General features: G+C 46.5%; 16 protein-coding genes. 3 read left to right on the forward strand and 13 right to left on the reverse strand.

Annotated features, from left to right (window positions below; all coding sequences use genetic code 11):
- Positions 1–13 precede the first annotated feature (13 nt).
- The 6 genes from B5X72_RS07860 to B5X72_RS07885 all read right to left on the reverse strand — a co-directional run bounded on the left by B5X72_RS07860 (position 14) and on the right by B5X72_RS07885 (position 6,853).
- Positions 14–1,150, reverse strand: a complete 1,137-nt coding sequence (locus B5X72_RS07860; protein WP_176146126.1) for a glycosyltransferase family 4 protein — start codon at positions 1,148–1,150, stop codon at positions 14–16.
- Positions 1,147–2,037 (reverse strand): glycosyltransferase family 2 protein, encoded by an 891-nt coding sequence (locus B5X72_RS07865; protein ID WP_079716282.1) that lies wholly within the window; start codon positions 2,035–2,037, stop codon positions 1,147–1,149. The genes B5X72_RS07860 and B5X72_RS07865 overlap by 4 nt, the downstream gene beginning before the upstream one ends.
- Positions 2,037–2,987, reverse strand: coding sequence for a hypothetical protein (locus B5X72_RS07870; RefSeq protein ID WP_139378592.1), 951 nt, complete (start codon positions 2,985–2,987; stop codon positions 2,037–2,039). The genes B5X72_RS07865 and B5X72_RS07870 overlap by 1 nt, the downstream gene beginning before the upstream one ends.
- Positions 2,988–3,310: 323 nt before the next feature.
- Positions 3,311–4,366 (reverse strand): glycosyltransferase family 2 protein, encoded by a 1,056-nt coding sequence (locus B5X72_RS07875; protein ID WP_079716284.1) that lies wholly within the window; start codon positions 4,364–4,366, stop codon positions 3,311–3,313.
- A 3-nt stretch (positions 4,367–4,369) separates the two neighbouring features.
- Positions 4,370–5,392 carry a glycosyltransferase family protein gene (locus B5X72_RS07880; protein WP_079716285.1) on the reverse strand — a complete coding sequence of 341 codons (1,023 nt, stop codon included), beginning with the start codon at positions 5,390–5,392 and terminating at the stop codon, positions 4,370–4,372.
- Positions 5,393–5,401: 9 nt separating this feature from the next.
- Complete coding sequence (locus B5X72_RS07885; protein ID WP_079716286.1) at positions 5,402–6,853, reverse strand: flippase; 1,452 nt, start codon at positions 6,851–6,853, stop codon at positions 5,402–5,404.
- A 161-nt stretch (positions 6,854–7,014) separates the two neighbouring features.
- Here B5X72_RS07885 and B5X72_RS07890 point away from each other — a divergent pair, with 161 nt between their 5' ends.
- Positions 7,015–8,445, forward strand: a complete 1,431-nt coding sequence (locus B5X72_RS07890; protein WP_079716287.1) for an NAD-dependent succinate-semialdehyde dehydrogenase — start codon at positions 7,015–7,017, stop codon at positions 8,443–8,445.
- Here the strand turns inward: B5X72_RS07890 and B5X72_RS07895 are convergent.
- The 5 genes from B5X72_RS07895 to B5X72_RS07915 form a co-directional block, all read right to left on the reverse strand.
- On the reverse strand, positions 8,442–8,978 hold the full coding sequence (locus B5X72_RS07895) for a CopD family protein (protein WP_079716288.1): 537 nt from the start codon (positions 8,976–8,978) through the stop codon (positions 8,442–8,444). The genes B5X72_RS07890 and B5X72_RS07895 overlap by 4 nt on opposite strands.
- Before the next feature lie 80 nt (positions 8,979–9,058).
- Positions 9,059–10,084, reverse strand: coding sequence for a uroporphyrinogen decarboxylase (gene hemE / locus B5X72_RS07900; RefSeq protein ID WP_079716289.1), 1,026 nt, complete (start codon positions 10,082–10,084; stop codon positions 9,059–9,061).
- Positions 10,085–10,099: 15 nt separating this feature from the next.
- Positions 10,100–10,615 carry a hypothetical protein gene (locus B5X72_RS07905; protein ID WP_233632495.1) on the reverse strand — a complete coding sequence of 172 codons (516 nt, stop codon included), beginning with the start codon at positions 10,613–10,615 and terminating at the stop codon, positions 10,100–10,102.
- Positions 10,612–11,328, reverse strand: a complete 717-nt coding sequence (locus B5X72_RS07910; protein WP_079716290.1) for a response regulator transcription factor — start codon at positions 11,326–11,328, stop codon at positions 10,612–10,614. The genes B5X72_RS07905 and B5X72_RS07910 overlap by 4 nt, the downstream gene beginning before the upstream one ends.
- Positions 11,315–12,196: a sensor histidine kinase gene (locus tag B5X72_RS07915; protein WP_079716291.1), complete on the reverse strand. Its 882-nt coding sequence runs from the start codon at positions 12,194–12,196 to the stop codon at positions 11,315–11,317. Before B5X72_RS07915 ends, B5X72_RS07910 begins: the two co-directional genes overlap by 14 nt.
- Before the next feature lie 159 nt (positions 12,197–12,355).
- On the opposite strand from B5X72_RS07915, the gene B5X72_RS07920 reads away from it, so the two are divergent.
- On the forward strand, positions 12,356–13,057 hold the full coding sequence (locus tag B5X72_RS07920; protein WP_079716293.1) for a YjjG family noncanonical pyrimidine nucleotidase: 702 nt from the start codon (positions 12,356–12,358) through the stop codon (positions 13,055–13,057).
- Between the two features lie 24 nt (positions 13,058–13,081).
- Here the strand turns inward: B5X72_RS07920 and B5X72_RS07925 are convergent, their stop codons facing one another.
- Positions 13,082–15,493: a TonB-dependent receptor gene (locus B5X72_RS07925; RefSeq protein ID WP_262497468.1), complete on the reverse strand. Its 2,412-nt coding sequence runs from the start codon at positions 15,491–15,493 to the stop codon at positions 13,082–13,084.
- Positions 15,494–15,710: 217 nt separating this feature from the next.
- Positions 15,711–15,992, reverse strand: a complete 282-nt coding sequence (locus tag B5X72_RS07930) for an ATP-dependent Clp protease adaptor ClpS (RefSeq protein ID WP_079716295.1) — start codon at positions 15,990–15,992, stop codon at positions 15,711–15,713.
- Between the two features lie 146 nt (positions 15,993–16,138).
- On the opposite strand from B5X72_RS07930, the gene B5X72_RS07935 reads away from it, so the two are divergent.
- The gene (locus tag B5X72_RS07935) at positions 16,139–17,185 is read left to right on the forward strand and encodes a 3-oxoacyl-ACP synthase III family protein (RefSeq protein ID WP_079716296.1); all 1,047 of its coding nucleotides are present in this window, start codon (positions 16,139–16,141) and stop codon (positions 17,183–17,185) included.
- Positions 17,186–17,188: the final 3 nt, after the last annotated feature.

A 17,188-nucleotide genomic window follows, 5' to 3' on the forward strand; every position in this document is an offset into this window, starting at 1 on the left:
AATCATTTATTCCCTATTGGGCCGGCGATTGCAGGATTTCATTAATCTGTTGAACATAAATCGCGTGTATGAATTGATCCCTGTAATGTTGAACTACCCGATCGCGGGCGGCTTTTCCCATGCTAACCCGTTCTTCTGTCGGCAACTGGGCAAACCTCCGCATACCGGCAACTAACGATGCAATGTCTTTGGGCGTCGTCAAAAATCCAGTAGTATTATCAATGACAACTTCCCTACACCCGACATGATCAGTCGTGATGGCAGGCACCTCCATACTCGCCGCTTCCAGCAAACAGCGCGGAATACCCTCACTGTAATATGAAGGGAATACCATGCAATGTATCTGTTCGATAAACGGGCGAACATCAGATGTCTTACCTAAATAGCGAATAACACCTTCTCTTTCCCATGCCTCAACGGTGTCCGATGAAATCGCTGATGGGTTTAAGGTGTCCGTGAAGCCCAGCAACACACCTTCTACAGCCAGACCTTCCTTTCTTAAAACACGAATCGCCTCTACAAAGTCCGCGACGCCTTTGTCATATAATAACCGGCCGGAGTAGATAAATTTAGTCGTTTCACCATCGGGATAAGCCACCTTACGCTTAAAATGTTCCACGGATATTCCCTCGCCTGGAATAACTTTTGAGGCAGCCAACCCCAACATTCTCCTGTCCGTGAAATATGCATGATCATCTTTGTTCAAAAACCATACACTGGACGCATGCCTCAGCGAAAACCGATAAAGCCGCTCGACCATAGCCCGCATTATCCCGCCTTTCGCGATCCCATACCCTAATCCTGTGATCACCGCAATGGAACGAATGTGCAACGATCGGGCAGCCAGAATTCCGTAAATATTCGGTTTAATGGTGTAGGAGATCAGCAAATGAGGCTCAATCCGCTTAAAAACAGCGATAAACTCCTGATATAACCTAAAGTCAGCTAATGGATTTGTACCTTTGGCCTTCAGTCTGTACAGCGGAACAAATCGGATGCCGAACGACGAAAAACGTACTGAATAATCATCGGGAGGCGCAATGACGATTACCTCTGCACCAAGCTTTTGAAGCATCGTCAATGTGCTTATCCGGAAATTATACATACTCCAGGCAGTATTTGCTAAAAACGCTATTCTCCTTCCTTTCATGATTTCATACCGATTCGCCGCGGCAATTGAACACATTTTATTGCTGTAATCACATCGGACAGCTGCCTCCGCTCGTCGCTGTCTAATTGTTCATTCCTTCGGGCAGACAGGTGACGCTGCAGCTTGGCTATGCCCGCAGCCAAATATAAAAATGATTTGAGGTAGGTGTCCGCCACTTGTTTCCAATACACCGCAGGTGGCAATATCCCCTTTCCATATACCCTTAAAATTTTTCTTAACGTCTTTTTGCTTTTCAAGTAATTAGCTATATTGACGTTACCCTCTCGGATGATATATAGGTATTCAGGCACGCGTTGAAAATCAGAAACAGCGTGTGTTCTACAAAACAGTTCATAGTCTTCAGCACGCACATAAACCGGATCATACGGATGTTGAGCAAACCATTTCTTCCGGCCGAGGATAGAACCATGCAATAACATCATTGAGGTAACTACATTTTGTGCTCCCCGTCTAATCGGCTGCGCACCTCTCTTGCCTACGGGTTGGCAATGTTCATCCATGGTATAAGCAGCTGTGTCAACAACGTCAATCTGGCTATCAGACAAAATGAGCGCAAGTTGCTTTTCCAATCGCTTTGGCATCATCATGTCATCGCCGTCCATCCTTGCGATGAATTCTCCCTTTGCTAAAGCGGTGATTTGATTCAATCGATAGACCAGCCCCCGGTGCGTTCTGTCATCAATGATTTGTACCCGTGGATCATCGATATCTCCTAAAACTTCCACCGAGCGATCGCTTGAACCATCATTGATGAGTATCAACTCCCAGTGTTGATAAGTCTGCGCAAAGACGGATTTCACCGTATCTACAATCGTATGTTCATTGTTGTAAAATGGAATGCCAATAGTAATCAACGGCTCACTCATTATCGTGTGTACATTTCGTTTCGATTGGCATGAGTTTTATCTGGTAAAACCGCTACCCAAAACAATAAAAACATAAAAGCGTTAACATCGGCAAAGCCCTTAATATTTAGCACCAGCACATAAACAGCCATAAATAACATGCTCAACCGCAGTAAGGGCGTTTTATACAGCAAGGAGATGACCCTAAAAAGGTAAAATTGCCCCCCAAAAAAAATAATCGCACCAAAAATGCCAAAATAAAAAATCAGCCGCAAATATCCGACGTCCGTGCCCATGTAATAGCCATCCTGAACGTTAAATAATCCGTCGCCTATCAACCATGTCTTCACGTTATCCGGCCAAATAAACATCGTACCCAGATGTTGCGTGGATCCTGTACTCACTTCGCTGTTATCACTTGCATTGATAAACATCTCAAATGCCCACCCTACGATTTCCGAATCGAAAACTTGTGGGTAACGATAAAATACGAATGCGACTGCCATGGCGATAATAAGCAGTAAGGTACCGTAAAAGAAAAACATTCGCCTGAGCCCGGGCTTGCTCAGTGTTAAGCGCCAATCCCTGGGCCAACAGATATATACAAAGCCCAATAACGCACCAACTAATGTCGTACGCGCTATAAATGTACCCACCAGCATGATAAAGAAATACAAAAATGTCAAACCCAAAATCCCCCTCCCCTGCTCCGAATGTACCCGTATAAGATAGGCCACGAACAGCAAAGCAAGCCCCCAAATAATTCCCCCCATGAAAAACATGCCTATACCCATCCCCATCAACCTCAAATTGAGTACCTCCTCAATGACCATGTCCGCCTGGTCATCAAAATTCTGGATGGAAAATATAAAAGCATTGAGTGAAGGCATTAAATACATCGCTACCGCAAGTACGCTATTCGCGATAATCGCGGCAAAAATATACTTGAACAGCTTTTCGACTGAAAACATGGGATAGCAGCGTTTGGATAACCACACAACCAAATAAGCGCCGGTAAAGTGGAGTGTTAAAAGCACTAAATATTGGGACATCCAGACATCGAATGTGCTATTCAATAAACTGGAAATAAATATGGGCAATAACAACAGGTAAAACGCGACCGATAAGCGAATGATATATTTGTTAACTTTTATAAAGTTACCTAAAAACACGATCAAAACCAGTCCTAAAATTCCAAATATGACTCGTGTACGCAAAAAATAAGGCAGGGGATTGAATGAACAATTAAAGATGTACAAAAAATAAAATAGGAATAAACCTAATTTCTTCATACCTACCCTCGCGCTGTTAGTTGATGAACTTTCCTTAAAAAATATGATGCCCTTAACAATGCGGCCGCTCCTATGCCTATCCATAGCTGAAATGAACTCAGGAGGACAATAAAATTCCACACGCCCATATCCTTTCCCCGGTACAGCAGCAATTTTAAGTATATTTTTCCACAGACACTGTAAAAAGATGCTGCGCGGCAATATCCAGTGTTCCTGACGCTATTCAGTAGCTCATGAAAATGATCACGTAAAACCTCCATTTTTATGTCCCCCAGCTCCATACGCTTTATTCCTTCTGTACTCGACAATTGATAGTGGATGTTGAGCGCGTCAACCGTGGGAGTGTAGCCGAGATAGGCAAAATTATCCTGATGTATGCGCGAAATTATCCGCTTACGCTCGTCGATGCGTTTGCTCGCCTTGGCCGTAATATCGTCTGAAGAAATACGATAATGAAGCAAAAACCCGGGAAGATTCACTCCCCGGTGGGTACGCAACAACCTACTCCACAAATCATAATCTTCCGCATGCAGCGCTTCGGCACGATAAGGGTTAGCAAGGAGTACCTCCCGTCTCACCATGACACCCGGATGAGGGAAAGGGCTGTTAAAAAGTGTTTCTGCTTTTAACGTATCCCAGTCGAGATTATAATAAACCTTGCCTATTATCCCCTCGTCGTCGAAGAGAATCATCCCGCTACCGCATAAATCCACATGCGGATGATTGGTCAGATAACGATGTTGCAACATCAAGCGGCTTGGCTCAGATATATCGTCCGCATCCATGCGAGCAATAAACTTGCCTTGAGCTAATGAAATGCCTTTGTTCAATGAATACACAATACCCCGGTTGCCCTCGTTTTTGATTATCCTGATCCTTGAATCGTCAAACCTGCTAAGCGTCTCCATCGTGGCATCTGTCGAGCCATCATCAACGATCAACAACTCAAAGTCCATAAACGTCTGATTAAGAATGCTCGCAACGGCCGAACCGATATATCGTTCAGCGTTAAAAACCGGCATCAAAACCGTAATCTCTGGATATCGGTTGTTTTGCATCGCTTAATCTATCGTTATTAGCCGGTGAAATGCCTGAATCGATTTCATCAAATCGAAAGAAGTTCCTTTATTGATGGCTGCTGTCCGCATTTCTTCTCTCAGTTGGGAGCAACTTGCCAATTGATTCAGTGCATTGATGTAATCAACCGTTTCACGGCAGAAGAAGCTGTCGCGCTCATCGCAATAGTCTCTGATGGATCCTACTTCCGTAACGACCTGAATCAGTCCGGCCGCCAAAGTGCTGGTGATCACATTGCTACCTATCGTATCTTCTAAAACAGACAAATTAACGTCGCAGCATTGCATCAATTTTAGCATCTCCATCTCTGTCAAATAACCATAAATACGCACATGGTCGCTGTGGCTAAGTAGCATACGCTTTGACTTCCCCATCCCAATGTGGAATACAATACCCTGCCCCGAACAAGCAGCTATGATTTTCTCCAGTTGTGCAAAATTGCGCAGCAAACTCCCCATGAAAAGCACATGTAACCGGTTATCATCCTGCTTCTTCCGCATATCCGGCTGATAGAACGCGGTGTCTACATAATGAAATGTCTGGACGACTTCGCCTTCATAACCGACTTCCCTTATAAATTCGGCTAAGCTACCGCCAAACACAATGACTTGATCCAGTACGGCCAACTGCTTCTTTATCTCCCGTTTACTTCCATATAACGACAATAAGTGCTTCCCCCCAAGGTGAACAAGGCCTGCTAACCGTTGCTTCAATCCAACACGGCGTAGTAGATTGGCTATCACATTTTGATGGGCAAAATATTTGCTCAAATATTCCATAAACACTACCTTGTCACCTTTTTTTAGCACGAAAAGAAGATAGATGAAAATGCAGATCGCGTAAATATAGGCAACAAACCTTCCCCCCCTGTATTCTTGATTAATATGTTTAACCAATACGATCTGCGGCACTTGGTTTGCCAATTGCCGCGAAAAGTAAGCCATCCCCGCATGATTGCCGGAAGTATGCTTAAAATCATAATAGAGCAGATAAACCTTATTCTTCATAATCCGTATTCATGGATGTTTACTGAATTTCCGGCGAACCTGAGTGGCAAAATCCTTTATCAAAACGTTTTTAAACAAGTTGTATTGAATTAGAAAATAACCGATTATACAAAACAAAATACCTAATGACAGTATCATTAGCGGATGGCCATCCAACCTCTTGACAGTCCAGTAAATAGGCAAAAAGGCCAATGCAGATGTGAGGGCCTGCAAGATCAATGTCCAGTCGGGCGCAAACGTCACCACTCGTTTCGAATAGCGGTATAAAAAGAAGAATACCACCAGTTCAGTCAGCAATGTAGTCGCTGCTGTTCCGAAATGGCCGAAAAGAGGAATAAGCAATAAGTTCGTCGTCACACTGACCAACATGCCAATGAGTGCGGCCCTCAGGAAAAATCGTTCGTGATTAGACGGATTCAATATTTGCATGCCAAAGACGTTGCTTAAACCAACGACAAATATGGTGGGAGCCATAATCTGTAGCGAAAGAATCGCTGGTAAATATTGTTCTCCCGCAAAAAGCGTAATGAATTCTTCGGCATAGATTGTAATCCCCGCCCACGCAGGCACTCCAATCAATACGATATACCCAAAAGACTTATGCAGCAATCCAATGACACGCTGCATATCCGACTGGTGGTAGGCTTGGGACAGCGCGGGGATGGTTACCAAGGTTAATGCAGTCAATACCGTTATGACCAATTTGTTGAGCTTGACCGCCGTTGTGTAATATCCAACATCCAAATCCCCCTTGAATAGCCCCAAAATCGCCGTATCTAAAAGCGTATACACACTGACAACGATGCCGAATGCATAGAAATTTACCAAAGGTTTCATGTGACGGCTTAATTTCAGGCCCTTAAATCGTAGACTGACGTACCGCTGAGCATACAATACGTTCATGCATAAGTTTCCCCAAACCGTAAGCAATGATATTCCATAATAAACCAGTGTATCACTTTCATCTTTGACCAAAAGAAATATCAACACAATGGACATCGTCCTAATCAACAATGAACGCCAGGTAATGTACTTAAACGCTTCCAACCCTTGGAACAGCCATTCAATAAGAAAAACCTGACCAACCAAAACTCCCAACCCAACCCAAAACAATGTGCGATATTCGGATAGCTGAGGCGTAAATAAAAACAATCCAATGAATATCAACGAGATGACAAGTGTTGAAAGCAAGTGAATACATAACAATTCACTAAAAATCGCCGAGCGATCGCGCTCATTTGACCGCACTTTAGCAATCTCCCTTACCCCATAAATGGGTATCCCCAATGCTGCAAGCAGGATAAAATACTGCGTAAAACTCTCTACAAAACCAATACTCCCCATTCCCTTTGGTCCCAACACCCTCGATACATATGGAAACACGATAACGGGAAACAATACCTGGCTGGCAGATAAGACAATATTGTACAGCGCATTTTTCTTGATGGTATTTGTGGCCAAGAGCTCGTCAATGTTTATGGTGCCAGATTACTCCTTCTTGCACGTATCGCACAAAAGTACAAGAAAGATAATAATTTTGTCCATATTAGCGATAATGTTGACAATTCGAACAAACCTACCAATATCATCGGTTGTTGGTAACCATAGATAAAGTTTTTTTAATGAACGGACAGATTCTGGTTGAAAAAGCCTACATCAACGGCCAATTTGTCAAAGGCCGTCGATCCTTCAATGTCGTCAACCCGGCCACGGGTGAGATCATCGCGGCCGTGCCTGACCTTACGATAGCCGACTGCCATACGACCATTGACCATGCTTATGATGCCTGGCCCTCGTGGCGTGATACAGCGGCCGCCATACGCGCAAACACTGTGCGCAAGTGGTACGACCTCATCATGGCCAATAAGCAGGAGCTTGCCCGTATCATGACCATGGAAAGCGGAAAGCCATTGGCAGAAAGCCTCACCGAAGTGGACTATGGTGCCTCTTTCGTAGCCTGGTTTGCCGAAGAAGCACAGCGCGCTTACGGCGAAACCATTCCTTCGCCTAAGGCGGGTCAACGACTGCTTACTATCCGCCAGCCGGTTGGAGTGGTTGCAGCCATTACACCGTGGAATTTTCCATTAGCAATGATTACGCGTAAGGTAGCTCCCGCATTGGCCTGCGGATGCACGGTCGTGCTCCGGCCTGCCTCGCAGACGCCGTTAACGGCGTTCGCGGTAGCCAAATTAGCGCATGAAGCGGGATTCCCAGCGGGCGTACTCAATGTCATCACCGGCAAAGACAGTAAAGGCATGGGCACGGAATTGGCCACCAATGAGAAAGTTCGCAAAATCTCCTTTACCGGTTCAACGGAAGTAGGTCGATCGCTGATGGCGCAAGCGGCAGCGACCATTAAACGGGTATCTTTCGAGCTTGGGGGCAACGCCCCTTTCCTTGTCTTCGACGATGCCGACATCAATGCCGCAGTGCAGGGAGCAATCGCTGGCAAATTCCGTAACTCCGGCCAGACCTGTGTATCGGTCAACCGTTTTTTTGTGCAAGACAGTGTGTTTGACAGCTTTGCCAAACAGTTGACCGTGGCGGTAAAGAAACTAAAAGTTGGCAATGGTTTAGACGAAGGGGTACAAGTGGGACCATTGATCAACCAAGAAGGGCTGGAAAAGGTAAAAACCCACGTAAAAGATGCCGTTGATAAAGGGGCTAAGCTGCTCACGGGCGGTAAACCGAAGAAAGGGCTTTTCTTTCAACCGACCGTTTTGGCCGACGTCAGCCCTTCAGCGCTGATTGCTCGCGAAGAAACATTTGGTCCCGTTTGCGCATTATTCCGGTTCAGCACTGAAGAAGAAGGCATTGCGATGGCCAATGACACGGAGTTCGGCCTTGCTTCCTATTTCTACAGCAACGATGTAAACCGCTGCTGGCGCGTAGCCGAACAACTGGAAGCCGGTATGGTGGGCATCAACACCGGATTGCTATCTAATGCTGTAGCACCTTTTGGTGGCGTCAAGCAATCCGGTATCGGCCGCGAAGGCTCCAAACACGGCATTGATGAATATACAGCGATCAAGTACTTTTGCTTTGGAAGCTAACCACGCTCCCGGATTTTCTTGTATATCTTCACCGCCAGCATCAGCATAAGTGATAGTAAGAGCAGTCCCAAAACCCCGTATATCCAATTGACAGCGCTTTTTAACACTACTGCAAAGACGATAGCAAATAAGATAACCGTGGCCAATTCATTCCACATCCGAAGGCGCGTCGACGTCCATTTGCTCGTTTCGCTCCTAAGCTTGAACATGATGCGCTGGCAGGTAAAATGATAGCCGACCAACCCAAGGACGAAAGTAAGCTTCACGTGCATCCAGTCAGCTTGTAGCAAACCAGGCACCACATACAGCATGGTCAGCCCGGCCGCGATGGCTAAGTACATGGATGGTGTAGTGATAATCCACCACAATTTGCTTTCCATCTGCATAAATTGCCTGTGCAGTACCTGATATTCCTGCACGGACTTTTGCCTCGCTTCGGTGTGATAGATAAATAACCTTACCATGTAAAATAATCCCGCCATCCAAGTGATGACGAATATGATGTGTACCGCTTTGGCGTAAAGATATAACATGGCATCACGTATTGCGTATTGCGTATATGGAGACTCCCAAACAAGTCGCTATACAATACGCAAAGCTAAAATCGTAAAATCTAATAGCTAAACTCCTTCACCACCTCAATTGCATACTTCACGTTGTCAAACGGAATATCCGGCATAATGCCGTGCCCCAAGTTAAAAATGAAGCCATTTTGCCCACGCATGCCATCAAACAGGTGCAAAATTCTTTCCTTGATTACCCTTTTATCAGCATACAGTACAAACGGGTCAAGATTGCCCTGTACCGCCATACCCTGGGGAAGGCTGTCTTTCACCATACGCAAATCCGCATTCCAGTCCACTGAAACGACATCCGGTCCAGCCTCTGCCATGATTGGAGCAAATACCGAGCTTCCCTTACAAAACGAGATTACGGGCACCCCCTCCCTTGCGAGCTTCGAGAAAATATACGCATTGTAATGGTGGGCAAACCGCTTGTAGTCGTCCCATGCCAGGGCCAGTGCCCAGCTGTCAAACAATTGTAGTGCATTTACTCCCGCTGCAATTTGCATATTCAGATAGTCGACGGTCACGTCGGCTATTTTCTGGAGGATCATATGGGCAAGCTCGGGTTCGTTATGGAGCAGCAATTTCGTACGTTTGAAATCTTTCGATGAGCCACCTTCTACGAGGTAACTCAATACGGTAAAGGGCGCCCCTGCAAAGCCAATCAATGGAATACGTCCCTGCAAACGTTGCTGAATCACTTGGATGGCTCCCGCCACGTATTGCAGCTTATCCACTACGTCCACCTGCAGCGCTTCCGCGTCTGCCCGATTACGCACCGGGTTGGCAAACCGAGGTCCCACGCCCTGCTCAAAGCTAAGCTGTCCGCCCATGGCTTCCGCAGTCACCAGGATATCCGAAAACAGGATAGCGGCGTCCACTCCAAGCAAATCGACCGGAAGCATCGTCACATCTGCCGCAATTTCAGGGGTCTTACACATTTCAAGAAACGAATATCTGTTCTTGATATCCCAATATTCCTTCATAAATCGGCCTGCCTGGCGCATCATCCACACGGGAGGCCGCTCAGTGGGCTGCGAAAATGCTGCCCGTATAAATAAGTCGTTTTTCAAATCAGGTGTCACTAATTAATCCTTGGGTATTTCGTTTTCGATTTTATTAATGATTTGCGCCACACGCGAAGTCACTTCAAGTTTCCTTGCGAGGGCGGTATAAGCCTTCACCCGTTCGAAATCTCGTTTCCGAAGGTTGATGTTGGCCAAATTTATCAGAATGATTGCTTTGTCATTCGGTCGCCGGAATGGCAGTCGTGAAGCAATCTGGAAATGCCGTTCAGCCGTTTCATAATCCCCCGCTTTCAAAGCGAGATTACCGCTCATGAACTCATAGTAATTGCGGCGTCCTTTACGGAGGTATTGAGGCTTTTTGATGTCCGCCAATAAACGCTTGGCCTTATCGTAATCGTGGTTTTGAAATGCTTGGGTAGCAATGAATACCGTGCCTTCACGGTAGTGGCTCCACGTCAGGTAACCCATTGCTCCAGCAATCATCGATGCGAGCTGATAACTTTGCTCATACACAGCCCAAACCAACAATAAAAACGCAAGCGCCAACACCACGGCACGAGCTCTGGATGTCATCATGAGGCTTGCGGATTGTCGGTAAATTTATAGCCTACGCCGCGGATGGAATGGAAATACACCGGGTGCTTCTGGTCGGGCTCAAAATATTTCCTGAAGGTCAGGATGAAGTTGTCGATGGTACGCGTGGACGGGTATACGTCATAGTTCCACACGGTTTCCAATATCTGTTCACGGGAAACCGCTTCATTACGCCGTTCAATCAGCAGTTTGAGCAACATCGTCTCCTTCTTCGTCAAAGACGTCACCGTGCCATCCGCATGGTGTAGTTCAAACGAATTGAAATAAATAGTTTTATCCCCTATGGTATACGAGTTAAGCTCCTTAAGTTCGTCGCCCTTCATTCCCCGTCTTACCAATATACCTACGCGCAGGATGAGCTCCTCCAGGTTAAATGGTTTCACGAGGTAATCGTCGGCACCTTTACGAAGCCCCGTAATTCGGTCCTCGCTGCTATTTTTGGCCGTAAGGAACATGATAGGCACCTCCGTATTTTGTAACCTGATGGTTTCAGCCACTTGAAATCCATCGATTTCAGGGATCATGACGTCCAGTATGACCAAGTTAAACCGCTCCTCTTTGAATATTTTCAGCGCTTTCTTCCCATCCGTCGCTGTCGATACCCGGTACCCTTCCAATTCCAGGTTGAGCTTGATGGCGTCCAAAAGGTGCTCCTCGTCTTCCACCAATAAAATCCGATGCTTAGTTTGTTGCATAATGGTTGCTAAATATAACTTCGAAAACACTTCCCGACGGTGTGTTATCTTTCACTTTGATCTGCGCGCGGTGTTTCTCCAATACCGTTTTTACAATATATAATCCAAGTCCGGTACCCTTGGTTTTCCGGGTATCTTCATTTCCCACCCGGTAAAATTTATTGAAGATTAGTCTTTTCTCATTGTCCGCTATCCCAATGCCGTGGTCGGCCACGCTGAACACCACCTGTCCATTATCTTTCTCCAGTTTCACAAACACATGGGCGCACGGCGGTGAATACTTAACAGCATTTTCGATGAGGTTGGTCACCACGTTGGTGATAGCAAACCGGTCGCCTTCAATCCGAATATTCGGTTGCAACTCGGTCTTAATGACCTGCGTCGTACAGGAATGAATCTGAAGCCTGCCAGCCACATTTTTAACCAGCTCAGTAAGGTCGATTTGCTCTTTGGGGAAGTTGTAACGCAAATCTTCCAGCTTGGTTGCAATTAATACATTGCCGACCAAATCATCCAAGCGTTCAATATCCTTCAGGGAATTGGAGAGGAATTGGTCGCGCTGTTCTTTACTGAGATCTCGCTTAATGATCGTTTGGATAGCCAGCTTAATAGCTGCCAACGGCGATTTCAGCTCGTGGGTAACTGCCAGCAGGAAGTTCTGCTGCTGTTGTTGTATTTTATGCTCGCGGACAAATGCCTTTTTTAGCTTGAGCGCTCCTACTACGAAGATAAGCATAAAAAAAATCCCCTCGCCGATAATCATGATCTTCCGGCTAGGTTGTGCCTCAATAAGCAACACCCCCCACCAAATCAATTGCGCAGTGGCATAAAAAACAAGAAAATAAAACAGTACCAACGGCTTCCGCATAGCAACCTCTCGAAAAGCAAAACACAAAAGTATTGATTTACATCCGTTAATCACAAATTGGGGGAGACATTATGACAATAATACGAAACTCGCCGCGATTCCGGCGCCTTACCCCCGGCTTCCAGCCGCCGACTGGCACAAAATCCGTATCTTTGCGCCATGGGCATCAAGAACAAAAAGGATATTTTCTTTGATTTAGACCACACCCTCTGGGACTTTGAAAAAAATGCTGAAGAGACCTTACTGGAATTGTTTGACACCTATCGTTTCAGTGCGTTCGGTTTCGGATCTGCTGAGTTATTTATCGAAACCTACAATCGAAACAATCACCGGCTCTGGGCAAGCTATCATCATGGCAAGATAACCAAAGCTGAACTCCGGGAAGCCCGTTTCGCCGACACATTCAGCGAATTGGGCGTAGACCCCCGTTTATTTCCGAAAGCCTTCGAAACCGATTACCTGCGGCTATGCCCGCAAAAAACCAACCTTTTCCCCCACGTTCATGAAACCCTGGGATATTTGCAGGAGAAATACACCTTACATCTTATCTCAAATGGCTTTGGCGATGCCGCGGAGACGAAAGTGACGAAGTGCAATTTGAAAAAGTACTTCACGACCATCGTGATCTCTGAAACAGTAGGTGTCCACAAGCCTCATCCCCAAATCTTCCATTATGCTGTTGCTAATGCCAAGACAGCGATTCCCCAGAGTGTGATGATTGGCGATAGTCTCGATGCGGACATCCGGGGCGCGCTAAATGTCGGTATGGATGCGATATTTTTTAATCCCAAGAAAAATGAGGTACCAACAGACGTCAAACAGAGCATAACCACATTGGACGAATTGAAAGCCCTTCTCTGATTTTCCGCAAACTTCCGCTGCAGATTAGAACTGCTCACCGCCCCCATTGAAGTCCTCATCCATTCCACGATTCCGACGACGGTCCTCACGTTCAAAATCCTGCCTTCCAAATCGGTAGTTGATTGAGACCATAAACATGCGCCGCATCCAGCGGTTCTCGAAATAGCGGTAAAACTGGTGGGTCTGCGTGTATCCCCCCCATCTCCGCTGGTTAAACAGATCGCGTACATTGAACATCACACTCGCTTTCCGGTCCAAAACATCCCACCGGACACCGGCATCTACCACAAACTGCTCGATGCCTTTTCCTTGTGCCATAACTCTCGGCGCTTGGTATTCCGCGCGCGCCTGGGCCGACAGGCCGGGCATAACCCGGTAATTCGCTGTGACATTGGCATTCCAGTTGAAACCCTCTGCCGGCGCAATATTGAATGCCTCACTGCCGTGGAATCGGGTATGGAAAAAATTGGCATTAAACATAGCGTCGACCTTCTTACTGAAATCAACCCTCGAAATTAATTCCAAACCGGCTGCTTCGTTACGGCTGATATTTTGCCACTGAGAGAATGTGACGCCGTCCATTCCTTCGACTGTTGTAATAATCGGCTGTACCACATCGTTCATTCGCCGATAATAAGCGGAAGACGTAAACGTCACGGCGTCCCAGAATTTGGCGTAGCTCAATTCAAAGGAATGAATATCTTCCGGCAACAGATTAGGGTTACCCTGCCGGATATTCATGGGGTCAGACACGTCGATAAACGGATTGACCTGCCAACCACGGGGCCTGTTGACCCTTCTCGTATAACTCGCCTGCAACTGGTTGCCTTCACCGAACTCCTGGGTCAGGAATATACTGGGATACACCCGAAAATAGTCCAGCCGTCCGGTAGCTGTCCGGTCCGATGGCGGCACATCCGGATCAAACGAAAGGTATTCCGTATTCAAATAAGCCTGTTCTGCACGAAGCCCCGCTTGGACGCCCAATTTTTCGGTGAGCTTACGCTGATAATTAGCATATAACGCATGTACAATGCTTTCCATACTGAAATCATTGCTAATGTCGTAGTCGGGGAGCATCGTGCCTTGTCCTACATCAAGGTATTCTGACCGCTGCGTATCTTCAGACCTTCTGATAATCGAACGATAGCCCGCTTCGAATTTGTTTTCGTCACCTAATGGACGCACATAATCCAGTTGCAGGTTAAGGTTTCTGCCGTCTTCACCGGTGTTATTCACCCTCAGATCTTGCGCTGTCGACGGATCGGTAAACGTTTGGTCAAATACGTTTACGCCTTCTTCACTATCGCGCCCGAAAGCCACATTGGCCACCAGCTCCTCGCCTTCTCGGGCAAACCCATGCTTCAAATCAAAATTGAGGTCAAATCCGAGGTCATCTTCATCTTGTCGCGAAAACCGGTTACTCGTGCCGGTCAACTCGGGATGGCCGAAATACGAATAAAACATATCTTCATTACGGTTATTCCCCCGAAGGCTCAAGTTTCCGGAAAAACCAGCCATTGTCTTCTCGGTGATGTAATAGTCGGCCCCCAACCGGACACTGTGATTCAGCCCCAGTCGCCTGCTTTCGGTCGAATTTTCCGTCAAGCTGTTGTTGGAAAACTGCCGGGTACTGTTTAATCCGTCGCCTACGTTGTTACGGCGGTTAAAGTTATAGCTGCCGAAATAATTGAATTTTTCGTTCCGCAGATTCAGGTTAAACCCTGCATTATAATTGTCATATGACCCTGCCGAAGCGTTTACTCCCCCATTGAATCCAGCCCTTGCTTCTTTTTTCAACACAATATTAATGATACCCGACTGGCCCTCCGCGTCGTATCGCGATGACGGGTTCGTTACCACTTCAATACGCTCTATGGAGTTGGCGGGCATGGCTTGCAAGAGCTGTGTTATATCGCTTCCTGCCATGGCAGATTCCCGTCCGTCGATCAAAATTCGCACACTACTTGACCCCCGTAGGCTCACACTTCCATCGACATCGACCTGCAAAGATGGCACATTAGCAAGCAAATCCGATGCTGTCCCGCCTACGCTGATAGTACTCTGGGCCACGTTGAATATTTTCCGGTCGATGCCCAATTCCATGGCAGCAGGAGTCCCCTGCACCACGACTTCTTCCAATAATTCACCCGAAGGTTTTAACAAGATGTTCCCCAGGTTAATGTCCTTCCCCGTTTCAACGACGATGTTTTCTTTCAGGTAATCCTCGTATCCTACATAGGTGATTCGTACGGCATACCGGCCGGGAGGCACATCAGCAAACTGAACTTTGCCATCATCCACCGTCTGCATGCCTTTCACATACGCTTTCGATTCCTGTCTCAATAACGCCGCACTTGCAAACCCTACCGGCTCGTTAGACGTACTATCCACCACGACAGCAGTTATAACCGAATTTTTCTCCTGAGCTATCACGGCCCAAGGCCAAGCAAAAATTGCCAATAGAACGATATACCTATTCCTTATTTTAAACGCCAAATCCATCTGTTCGTACAATATAGTATCTGAATAATATAGTATCTGAGGAATTACCGCTGCAAAGATTGTGCTTTTATCGAAACGATATGGATATGGTAACCGCATTATTACAGCTCTGGAGCTGCTTCACCTACATTGTTACCTAATGGGGCGTTTATTCGATACTAACGGTTAACCCCTCTGACTTGAGTATTTTTCGATACACATCAACCTCCGTATACGTACCTTCGAGCACGGCACATTTACCTTCGGTGTGTACCTTCCAGGCGATTTTTTCGGCCTCTGCCTCGGTATATTGCAGGTGTTTCACCAGGCAATTGATTACATGGTCAAATGTATTGGTATCATCATTCCAAAGGATGAGCCGATGGGTGGGCGAGATAGCGGCCAACACCTCGTCAAGCGTATAGGTTTCTTCTTGCGTTTCGACCGTCATGACTGCAAACTTAGCTAAACTTGCATATAAAAGCAAGTTATCGATCGCTCATCTGCCAGGAAGACAGGCCTGACAGCTGAAATTACGTCTTTTCTAAAAATTTCCGTACAATTGCGTTAGGTAAGTTTAAAACGAAGGCGTGATTTATGTACCAGTCAAGAATAGCCGGCACGGGATATTATGTCCCCCAACAGGTTTACACCAATCAGGATTTAACCCGTTTCATGGATACAAGCGACGAATGGATACAAGAGCGCACAGGCATCAAGGAACGCCGCTTTGCCGACCGTTTCAACGAAACCACCACCACAATGGCCATCGAGGCGGCTAATATAGCCATCAAACGTGCGGGCACCACCGCGCAGGAAATCGATTTTATTGTATTTGCCACATTGAGCCCCGACTACTACTTCCCCGGTTGCGGCGTACTGCTACAGCGTGAAATGGGTATGCGCGAGATCGGCGCATTGGATGTAAGGAATCAATGTTCAGGATTTGTATATGCCTTGTCTGTAGCGGATCAATTCATCAAGACAGGCATGTACAAAAACGTGCTTGTCGTGGGGAGTGAGAAACATTCATTTGCCATGGATTTCCATACCCGCAGCCGCAATATTTCGGTCATTTTTGGGGATGGTGCCGGTGCAGTGGTACTGCAACCTACTCAAGAACGTGGCAAAGGTATTTTAAGTACGCATTTACACAGTGATGGCAGTGAGGCCGAGCTCCTGGCTATGTATTATCCCGGTGCTCATGCCAATAAGTGGATAAGCGGCAAGCCGCCGTTTCCAAATCAGGAACTTGGCGGGCTTTTCCTCACCACGGAGCAATTGGAGAGCGGAGCAGCGCTACCTTACATGGATGGACCCGCTGTATTTAAGAAAGCAGTGGTTAAGTTTCCAGCGGTAATAAAAGAAGCCTTGGCCGCCAATAACCTATCGGAAAAAGATATTGATCTACTCATACCCCATCAGGCCAACCTCCGCATCAGCCAGCATATACAAGGGCAATTGGGGTTGCGTGATGATCAGGTTTTCAACAATATTCAACGATACGGCAACACAACGGCGGCCTCAATACCTATTGCGCTATGCGAGGCTTGGGAGACCGGAAAAATCAAGGAACATGATTTGGTATGCCTTGCTGCTTTCGGATCAGGGTTCACCTGGGCAAGTGCACTGATTAGGTGGTGATTA

Source organism: Parapedobacter luteus, from assembly GCF_900168055.1.
GTDB classification, from domain to species: Bacteria; Bacteroidota; Bacteroidia; order Sphingobacteriales; family Sphingobacteriaceae; genus Parapedobacter; species Parapedobacter luteus.

Coding starts and splice junctions, on each gene's coding strand:
- B5X72_RS07860 (WP_176146126.1), bottom strand. CDS start 1,150: ATGAAAGGAAGGAGAATAGCGTTTTTAGCAAATACTGCCTGGAGTATG.
- B5X72_RS07865 (WP_079716282.1), bottom strand. CDS start 2,037: ATGAGTGAGCCGTTGATTACTATTGGCATTCCATTTTACAACAATGAA.
- B5X72_RS07870 (WP_139378592.1), bottom strand. CDS start 2,987: ATGTTTTCAGTCGAAAAGCTGTTCAAGTATATTTTTGCCGCGATTATC.
- B5X72_RS07875 (WP_079716284.1), bottom strand. CDS start 4,366: ATGCAAAACAACCGATATCCAGAGATTACGGTTTTGATGCCGGTTTTT.
- B5X72_RS07880 (WP_079716285.1), bottom strand. CDS start 5,392: ATGAAGAATAAGGTTTATCTGCTCTATTATGATTTTAAGCATACTTCC.
- B5X72_RS07890 (WP_079716287.1), top strand. CDS start 7,015: ATGAACGGACAGATTCTGGTTGAAAAAGCCTACATCAACGGCCAATTT.
- B5X72_RS07895 (WP_079716288.1), bottom strand. CDS start 8,978: ATGTTATATCTTTACGCCAAAGCGGTACACATCATATTCGTCATCACT.
- B5X72_RS07905 (WP_233632495.1), bottom strand. CDS start 10,615: ATGATGACATCCAGAGCTCGTGCCGTGGTGTTGGCGCTTGCGTTTTTA.
- B5X72_RS07910 (WP_079716290.1), bottom strand. CDS start 11,328: ATGCAACAAACTAAGCATCGGATTTTATTGGTGGAAGACGAGGAGCAC.
- B5X72_RS07915 (WP_079716291.1), bottom strand. CDS start 12,196: ATGCGGAAGCCGTTGGTACTGTTTTATTTTCTTGTTTTTTATGCCACT.
- B5X72_RS07920 (WP_079716293.1), top strand. CDS start 12,356: ATGGGCATCAAGAACAAAAAGGATATTTTCTTTGATTTAGACCACACC.
- B5X72_RS07930 (WP_079716295.1), bottom strand. CDS start 15,992: ATGACGGTCGAAACGCAAGAAGAAACCTATACGCTTGACGAGGTGTTG.
- B5X72_RS07935 (WP_079716296.1), top strand. CDS start 16,139: ATGTACCAGTCAAGAATAGCCGGCACGGGATATTATGTCCCCCAACAG.